This window comes from Nonomuraea sp. NPDC049649 (genome assembly GCF_040675175.1).
Classification (GTDB): domain Bacteria; phylum Actinomycetota; class Actinomycetes; order Streptosporangiales; family Streptosporangiaceae; genus Nonomuraea.
This window is the reverse complement of sequence record NZ_JBFAOH010000015.1, coordinates 141,627-150,236: the sequence shown is the minus strand read 5'-3', so window position 1 is coordinate 150,236 and position 8,610 is coordinate 141,627. Positions and strand designations below refer to the sequence as shown.

Here is an 8,610-nt window from a genome sequence, read left to right as displayed (position 1 = left end):
CCCAGATGCGAGCCCGAGAACCGGGAGTCGCGGCCCAGCTTGGCCGGCGACTCCTTCACCCGGATGATCGCGAACACCACCAGGCCGAGCACACAGGCGATGGCGATGAAGTCCTGCAGGAACCCGAGCACCGGCCACTGCCCGATCAACGGGATGTGGAAATTCGGCCTACCGGTGATCGCGCCCTGAATGATCGCACCGTAGGCCTCGATATAGACGGTCAGCAGAATGAAGAACGCCCACATCACGAAGAAGTGCGCCACCCCCGACGGCGTCCACTTCAGCAGCTTCTTCTGCCCGAAAACCTCGACCAGCTGCGCCTTGACCTCAGCGCCCACGTTCGCCTTGGCATACTCGACGCGCTCAGGAGCAGGCTGGCCCACCGTGGCCAGCTTGTACAGGAACAGGGCCCTGCGGCCCGCCACGGCCACCGCCGCGACGGTCATCACGAGCCCGATGATGGCTACCCAGAGCACGAGTTTCTCCCTTTCATGATGCGTTCCCGACGCCGGCCACCGTGCATGTAGGGGCGCCTTCCCAGCCGTACGGGGTCGACAGGCTTGTCATCTCTCTGCTGCTCTCGTCATGTCAGCGGCCGGTGAAGCGGGGTGGGCGCTTCTCCTTGAACGCCGCCATCGCCTCGGCCGAATCGGAGCCCGCCCCGATGCCCAGGTAGGTCACCTCGTCGCGCCAGGTCTGCTGGATGTTCATGTCGAGGCCGGCGTTGATCTGCGACTTGATGTGCCCGATGTTGATGGTCGCCCCTCTGGCCAGCCGCTCAGCCCACTCGGTGGCGACTGTGAGCACCTGATCGTCGGGGACGCAACGGTTCACCAGGCCCCATTCCTCCGCGAGGCGTCCCGGAACCGGGTCGCCGAACAGAGCTATCTCCCTGGCTCGGACGGGGCTGACGCTGCGAGTCAGCAGATAGGCGCCGCCGGCCTCCAGCGGCAGGCCACGCTGTACGAAGATCTCACAGAAGCGCGCCGACTCTCCGGCGATGATCAGGTCGCAGGCCAGCGCGAAGTTGCAGCCGAACCCGTAAGCGGCACCGTCGACGGCGGCGACGATGGGCTTGCTGTTCTCCCAGACCCGCTGGATCAGCCGCCACCAGCCATAGGCCAGGCCGTCCTCGCGCCGGATGTTGGTGTCGGTGCCGCGCCGGCGCTCCGGCGGGATCTCGATGGGGTCCGCCTGGCTCAGGTCGGCGCCCGAACTGAAGGCGCCGCCGGCTCCGGTGATGAGGGCCGCGCGGATGTCAGGGCTGTGGTGCACCTCGTCGAGTGCTGCCAGGATCGCGTTCCGCAGCGGATGATGAACGGCGTTTTTCACCCGTGGCCGGTTGAGAGTCAGGATCGCGACGTTGTTCTTCACGCTGAAGTCGAGTCCGGCACTCGCCCAGGCAGAGGTCTCTGAAGTCAAGGCAGCCCTCCTAAGCAGAAATCCTAATTGTAAGCCATACCGAATGTCTTACGACAAGCTGGGCCACCACTCCTGCCAGCAAGCGAACAGCCGTCCTCCTGGGACGACAGGTATGGTCTGGGCGTGCCGCCACCCCACTCCCACGACCGCACCGCCCTGCTGCTGCGCGACGCCGAACTCGACGGCGCCACCAGGGCCGATGTCCGAATCGCCCAGGGAAGGGTCGTCGAGATCGGCCCGGCCCTACCGAGGCAGACCGGCGAGGAGGAGATCCGCTGCGACGGCGGCGCGGTGCTGCCCGGCCTGGCCGACCACCACCTCCACCTGCACGCTCTGGCCGCCAGACAGGCCTCCATCGTCTGCGGCCCTCCCGAAGTCACCTCCGCCTCCGGGCTGGCCGCCGCACTCGCCGCCGCCGTGCCGGACGAGCACGGCTGGGTCCGGGGCGTCGGATACATCGAGACCGTGGCCGGAGATCTGGACGCCGAGGCCCTCGACCGGCTGGGACCACGAGGCCCGGTCCGCGTGCAGCACCGCAGCGGCGCGATGTGGATGCTGAACAGCGCGGCGATGGCCGCGACCGGTCTGTCCACAGCGGACCATCCGGGGGTCGAGCGCGGCGACGACGGGCGGCCCACCGGACGCCTGTGGCGCGCGGACGACTGGCTGCGGGACAGGTTGCCGCCGGCGCGGCCCCCGGATCTCTCTCAGGCCGGCGCGGAACTGGCCGGGCTTGGCGTCACGTCGGTCACGGACGCCACCCCCGACCTGGCTCCCGGTGCGATCGCCGCGATCGCCGAAGCGGCCCGGAACGGCGCACTGCTCCAGCGCGTACGACTTCTCGGTGTGCCCTTGGACACCATGCCACCGGAACCGCTCGGCGTGGGACCGTACAAGATCGTGATCGCGGACTCAGGGCTGCCGGACCTGGACGAGCTGACCGAGCGGATACGGCGCGCGCATGCGGTGGGGCGGCCGGTCGCGGCGCACTGTGTCACCCGTGAGGCGCTGATCGTCTTTCTGGCCGCGTTGGAGGACGCGGGCCCGCTGGACGGCGACCGGGTGGAACACGCGGCGCTGGTCCCAGCCGAGCTCGTCCCGGAGCTGGCCAGGCGGCGGCTGCGCGTGGTCACCCAGCCCGGATTCCTGACGGATCGAGGGGACGACTTCCTGCGCGGCCTGCCCGCCGCCGACCACGCCGACCTCTACCGGTGCGCCTCGCTGGCCACCGCGGGGGTGCCGGTCGCGCTGTCCAGCGACGCTCCGTACGGGCCGATCGACCCGTGGGCTGTGATCGCGGCGGCAGCGGAGCGCCGCGTCCCGGGCGGCCGGGTGGCGGGTCCGGAAGAGCGGATCAGCCCGCGCCGGGCGCTCGACGCCTACCTGGCGCCGACCGCCGACCCCGGCGGTCCGCCACGGCGGGTGCGTCCCGGCGTTGCGGCCGACCTCACCGTGCTCCACCTGCCGCTGGCGGAAGCGCTGCGCGCCCCCTGCAGTCGTCTCGTACGGACAGTCTTCATCGACGGCGAGCCGGTCGCGTAGGTCATGCCGGTGCGGCGGTGGCCTGTTGCGCGACCTGCCGTGTGGACATGAAAGACCCGGCGGGTGAAGCAACCGATCCCCGCCGGGTTGATCATGTCGAGGCGCCTGTCACACCTCGATGACCACAGCGCCGCCCTGGCCGCCGCCTGCGCACATGGCGGCCACGCCGATGCCGCCACCGCGGCGGCGGAGCTCGTGGACCAGGGTGGTCAGCATCCGGGCGCCGGACGCCGAGACGGGGTGACCCAGGCTGCAACCGCTGCCGAAGATGTTGACCTTCTCCTCGTCCAGGCCGAGGAGCTTGCAGGCCGCCACGGGAACCGAGGCGAACGCCTCGTTGATCTCCCAGAGCGCCACGTCGCCGACGTCGAGCCCGGCCCGCTTGAGCACCAGCGGGATCACCTCGACCGCGGCCATGCCGGTGCGGCGCGGCTCGACGCCGACGGCGGCCCAGGCCCGGACCGTCGCCAGCGTGTCGAGGCCCTCGGAAGCGGCGAGGTCGTCCGCCACGACGGTGAGAGCGGCGGCGGCGTCGTTGACACCGCTGGCGTTGCCCGCGGTGATCGAGAAGCCCTCGATCTCCGGGTGCAGCGGCTTCAGCGAGGCCAACTTCTCCAGGGTGGAGTTCCGCCGCGGGTGCTCGTCCACGGCGAACTCGACCACGGAGCCGTCGGCCTTGGTCACGGGGATCGGGACGATCTCGTCAGCGAACTTCCCCGCGTCGGTGGCGGCGACGGCGCGCTGGTGGGAGCGGAACGCCCAGGCGTCCATCTCCTCGCGGGTGATCCCCGCCTCCTTGGCGACGTTCCAGCCGACGTTGATGCTCACGTCGTCGGTGGCGTCCTCGGTGTACGGGAAGGTGGGCGCCATGCCCTCATAGGTCTCGTCGGCGGTGCCGGGGACCCGCCACACCAGCTTGGGGGCGAGTGAGGAGGACTGGACGCCTCCGGCGACGATCGCCGCGTCCATGCCCGCGCGGATCGACCCGGCGGCGTTGCCCACGGCGGTGAGGCTGCCCGCGCAGTGCCGGTTGATGGCCTGGCCGGCGACACCGGTCATCCCGGCCGCTACGGCCGCGTACCGGGCGAGGTCGCCGCCGCCGTAGAGCGACTCCGCCAGGATCACATCATCGATCTTCTCGTGGGAGAGACCGGAGCGGCCGACCGCGGCGCGGACGATCTGCTCGGCCAGGAACTCGGCTCTGGTCTCGCTGAGCGAGCCCTTTCTAGCGGTACCGATAGCGGTACGGACAGCGCTCACGATCACGGCTTCAGGCACGGTGCACCTCGCAGGGCCCTAGATGGGGGTCGTCACGTGGTGAAGGACCACCGTCCAACACAACGTGCTCCCCGATCGTAGATTAATCTCTCGATACATGTAAAATTTTCAATGCATTGTCTGAAGCGCTCCCGCAAGCGCGGGCAGCCATAACGCAGGAGGCCACATGGATCTTTCAGGTGCGTCAGCCATCGTCACGGGCGGCACAGGAGGCTTCGGGGAGGCCACAGTGCGCCGGCTTGTGGGGGCGGGTGCCAAGGTCGTCATCGCCGACGTGGCCGAGGACCGGGGCAAGGCTCTCGCGGACGACCTCGGCGAGAGCGTCCGCTTCGTCAGGACCGATGTGACCAGCGAGGAGTCGGTCCAGGACGCCCTGGCCGTCGCCTCCGAGCTGGGCCCGCTGCGCGTGGCCGTCATCGTCCACGGCGGCCCGGCGGCCGCGGCGCGAATCCTCAACCGCGAGGGCCAGCCGTATCCGGTGGACACCTTCCGGCGCACGGTCGAGATCTTCTTGACCGGCACGTTCACCGTGCTCAGCCGGGCCGCAGCGGTCATGGCGCAGAACGAGCCGCTGGATTCCGGCCAGCGCGGCGTCGTGATCACCACGGCGAGCATCGCGGGGTACGAGGGTCAGGTCGGGCAGTCCGACTACTCGGCGGCCAAGGGCGGTGTCATCGGCATGAACCTGACCGCTGCACGCGACCTCGCCCCGGTGGGCATCCGGGTCATGTGCATCGCCCCCGGAACCTTCTTCACCCCGGCGTACCGGATGGAGGAGGCGGAGGCGCAGGCCAAGTGGGGCCCCGGTGTGCCCAACCCCAAGCGCATGGGCCGGGCCGACGAGTATGCCCGCCTCGCCCTGCACATCGCGGAGAACGACTACCTGAACGGTGAGGTCATCCGCATCGACGGCGCACAGCGGTTCAACCTGAAGTAGCCAGCGCATGGAGAGGGCCGGCCGGCGGATCACCGCCGACCGGCCCTCTTCCGTTTCTCCCTGCCGTCCGCGCGCCCATCAGCGGCGCGCGGACGATGGGTCAGCGGCCCTGCCAGACCGGGGCGCGCTTCTCCGCGAACGCGCGCGGGCCCTCCTTGGCGTCCAGCGACCCGGTCACCGACTCGCCCTCCTTGCGGGTCAGCTCCCACAGCGGCGCGTCCGCCGGCCGGTCCGTCCCCTGGTAGCCGAGGGCGATCCGCTTGGACGCCCGTACGGACAGCGGCGCGTTGGAGGCGATCTTCTCAGCCAGGGCGAGGGCCTCGTCCAGGACCTTGCCCGCGGGGACCACCCGGTTGACGAGGTTCAGTTCCAGCGCGCGGGCGGCTGTGATGGGGTCGCCGGTCAGCAGCATCTCCAGCCCGGCCCGCAGTGGCACCTGCTGGACCAGCCGGAACGCGCCGCCCGCTCCGGCCACCAGCCCGCGCTTCACCTCGGGCAGCCCGAAGACCGCGGTGTCCGCGGCCACGATGAGGTCGGCGGCCAGCGCGATCTCGGTACCGCCGCCCAGTGCGGCTCCGTTGACGGCGGCGATGGTCGGCTTGCTGATGTAGTGCCCGACGAAACCGGCAAGCCCCCACGCCTCCCGGCCCTCCGGGATGATCCGTTCGCCGCGGGCGATGGCCTTGAGATCGGCACCCGCGCAGAACGCCCGATCGCCCGCGCCTGTCAGCACCACCGCCCGGACGTCGATATCGTGCTCGGCCTCCTCGAGAGCGTCGCCGACGCCCACACAGACGGCCTCGTTGACGGCGTTGCGAGCCTCGGGGCGGTTGATCGTAATGACCATGACGTGACCGCGCCGCTCGACGAGAACATCCTGCGTTTCCTGGCTCCTGCTCACAGAACCTCCTAGGAGGCGGGCGACTGCCCACCTGATCGTTAGAGTTATCGTAAGTATTACAGTTGAATCGTCGGCAGGTGGCGTGCGATCAACCGAGCCGGTCCACGAACGCCTTGAGCTGCCGGACGTTGCGGCACTCGAAGACCTCGTCGCAGTGCTCGGCATACGCGCTCATGACGGAGTCGCCGCTGTCCCACGCGCCGGCCGGCTCCGGGTTCAGCCAGTAGAGGTGACCCGCGCGACGGGCGATCGCCTGCAGGGCCTCGGCGCGTGGCGCGTGGTAATTGGACCTGGCGTCGCCGAGCACCACCACGGTGGTCCGGGCGGTCACCTGCTGCCCCCAGCGCTCCCAGAACGTCTCCAGCACGTTCCCGTAGTCGGAACGCCCGTCCAACCAGACCCCGCTGCCCGCCGCGTTGATCTTGGCGGTGGCCTCCGCGATGTCGGACGCCTGGGCGAGCACCGAGGTCACCTCGTCGACGCCGTCCACAAAAACGAACGTCCGGACGGCGGCGAACTCCGAACGCAGCGCGTCCACGAGCAGAAGCGTGAAGGTGGCGAACGCCGCCACCGATCCGGAGATGTCGGCGATCACCATGAGCTCGGGCTTGGCGACGCGGGGCCTGCGGAAGACCGGCTGAGCAGGCACTCCTCCAGTGGACATCGACCGTCGCACGGTGCGGCGAAAGTCCAGGTTGCCGCGTCGCAGGTGCTCGCGGCGCCGGGCCAGGCGGGCGGCCAGCGTCCTGGCGAGCGGCCGCACGGTCGCCCGGAGCGGTGCGAGTTCCTTCTGTGCGGTCGTGAGGAAATCCATGTCCTGCGGCAGCGGGGTGCGCAGTGTCTTGGCCACCGCCTCCGCGCCCCGGTCGGCGACCAGCCGCCTGCGGATCTGCGCTTCCACCTCCGAACGCAGGCGGTCGATCAGCCACTCGGCCCGGTCCACCGCGAGGCGACGGGCCAGCGCGCCATCCGGCCCTTCGTCGTAGGAATCGTCGAGCAGCCGGCCCAGCAGCGCGTCCTGATCGATCGCGAGCATGGTGCGGAACAGGTAGTACGTGCCGCCGACCGGACGGCCGGGCTCGATCCTGGCGTGCCGGTCCACGAAGATCCCCGCGATCAAGCGGACCGTGGTGAAGTCCTCCGCGCGCAGCGCCTCGACCAGCAGCCCGATCAGGCGCTCGTCGTCCAGCGTAGCGATGCTCTCCCCCGGCGCCATCGCCCCTGGCGCCCCCGGCGTTTCCCGGAGCTCCTCCTCTTCAGGGTCGGCCGGCGGCGCAGCCGCCGGGGAGAAGAACAGGTCGAAGACCGTGTCGAAAGCGTGCTCGTGCTCGTGCCGCTTGACCAGGGCGGCACGCAGCGCGACTCTGACCTCCTCACGGTCACCGAGCCGCACGTGCGGCAGTACACGGACGGCGTCGATGCCCTCGCTGAGCGAGACCGGGACGCCGATCGCGCGGAGTTCCGCGATCAGCCCCTCGACGGCCGCGAGCACGGCGCCTCCCCCCATGGATCGCGAGCCGAGGCGGTCATGCCGGGTTCACACCCAGTTCCTTGGCCGCCAGCTCGATGTCCGAGCGATGCTTGAGCAGCACGTTCAGATGCTCGCCGACGGTGTCCGGGGAGATCACGTCGGATCCGAGCAGGACGAGCGTGTGCGCCCAGTCCAGGGTCTCCGACACCGACGGCCTCTTCTTCAGGTCCAGCGCGCGCAGCGATCTGATGGTCTCCGCGATACCGGTGGCCAGTTCCTCGCTGATCCCGGGAACCCGGGCCAGCACGATCTCCCGCTCCCGCTCGGCGGACGGGTAGCCGACATGCAGGTAGAGACAGCGCCGTTTGAGCGCCTCGGACAGCTCACGCGAATCGTTGGAGGTGAGCACGACCAGCGGCCGCCGCCTGGCCCGGATGGTGCCCAGTTCGGGAATGGACACCTGGAAGTCGGAGAGGATCTCCAGCAGCAGAGCCTCGGTCTCCACGTCGAGGCGGTCCACTTCGTCGATCAGCAGGACCACGTCGTCCTCGGCCCTGATGGCCTCAAGCAGGGGCCGGGTGAGCAGGAAGCGCTCGCTGAAGATGTCTCCCTCGACCGCGTCCCAGCCTTCGCCCGAAGGGCCATCCGAGCCGGAGGCGGCCTGGACGCGCAGGAGTTGCTTGCGGTAGTCCCATTCGTACAGCGCCTTCGCCTCGTCGAGGCCCTGGTAGCACTGCAGCCGGATCAGCCGGGCGCCGCTCGCCCCGGCGACCGACTTGGCCAGCTCGGTCTTCCCAGTCCCCGCCGGCCCCTCGACCAGCAACGGCTTGCCCAGCCTGGCGGCGAGGAAGACGGTCCCGGCGATCTGCCGGTCCGCCAGGTAACCGACCGCGCGCAGCCGATCCGCGGTGTCCGCCATGGAGGTGAAGGACGTGGGCGTGGAGGGCCAGGTCTCCTGTGTCGTCATCAGCGGCCACCTTCTACAGACTTAAATAGTTCGCCATCTATCAAATTATCCAGCACGATAGTCGACAGTCAACCCAGCGGAGGCCACCGACA

At 69.8% G+C, this 8,610-nt stretch carries 7 protein-coding genes and 1 pseudogene; 2 read left to right on the top strand and 6 right to left on the bottom strand.

Annotation, left to right across the window (positions count from 1 at the left end; genetic code table 11):
• Window positions 1-446, bottom strand: a pseudogene (locus tag AB0J42_RS20865) (Fe-S oxidoreductase); the annotation flags it as partial.
• A gap of 142 nt (window positions 447-588) precedes the next feature.
• The gene (locus AB0J42_RS20860) at window positions 589-1,422 is read right to left on the bottom strand and encodes an enoyl-CoA hydratase-related protein (protein ID WP_364296733.1); all 834 of its coding nucleotides are present in this window, start codon (window positions 1,420-1,422) and stop codon (window positions 589-591) included.
• A 123-nt stretch (window positions 1,423-1,545) separates the two neighbouring features.
• Between AB0J42_RS20860 and AB0J42_RS20855 the strand changes: the two genes are divergently transcribed.
• Window positions 1,546-2,964, top strand: a complete 1,419-nt coding sequence (locus tag AB0J42_RS20855; RefSeq protein WP_364296731.1) for an amidohydrolase family protein — start codon at window positions 1,546-1,548, stop codon at window positions 2,962-2,964.
• Window positions 2,965-3,072: 108 nt separating this feature from the next.
• On the opposite strand, the gene AB0J42_RS20850 is transcribed toward AB0J42_RS20855, so the two are convergent.
• Window positions 3,073-4,242, bottom strand: coding sequence for a thiolase family protein (locus tag AB0J42_RS20850; RefSeq protein WP_364296729.1), 1,170 nt, complete (start codon window positions 4,240-4,242; stop codon window positions 3,073-3,075).
• Between the two features lie 166 nt (window positions 4,243-4,408).
• On the opposite strand from AB0J42_RS20850, the gene AB0J42_RS20845 reads away from it, so the two are divergent.
• On the top strand, window positions 4,409-5,179 hold the full coding sequence (locus AB0J42_RS20845) for an SDR family NAD(P)-dependent oxidoreductase (RefSeq protein ID WP_364296727.1): 771 nt from the start codon (window positions 4,409-4,411) through the stop codon (window positions 5,177-5,179).
• Window positions 5,180-5,279: 100 nt separating this feature from the next.
• Here the strand turns inward: AB0J42_RS20845 and AB0J42_RS20840 are convergent, their stop codons facing one another.
• The 3 genes from AB0J42_RS20840 to AB0J42_RS20830 form a co-directional block, all read right to left on the bottom strand.
• Entirely contained in the window at window positions 5,280-6,080 is an 801-nt protein-coding gene (locus AB0J42_RS20840) for a crotonase/enoyl-CoA hydratase family protein (protein WP_364296726.1), read from the bottom strand.
• Window positions 6,081-6,168: 88 nt separating this feature from the next.
• A complete protein-coding gene (locus AB0J42_RS20835; RefSeq protein ID WP_364296724.1) occupies window positions 6,169-7,572 on the bottom strand; it encodes a VWA domain-containing protein in 1,404 nt (467 codons plus the stop codon).
• Window positions 7,573-7,606: 34 nt separating this feature from the next.
• Window positions 7,607-8,518, bottom strand: a complete 912-nt coding sequence (locus tag AB0J42_RS20830) for a MoxR family ATPase (protein WP_364296722.1) — start codon at window positions 8,516-8,518, stop codon at window positions 7,607-7,609.
• Between the last annotated feature and the right edge of the window lie 92 nt (window positions 8,519-8,610).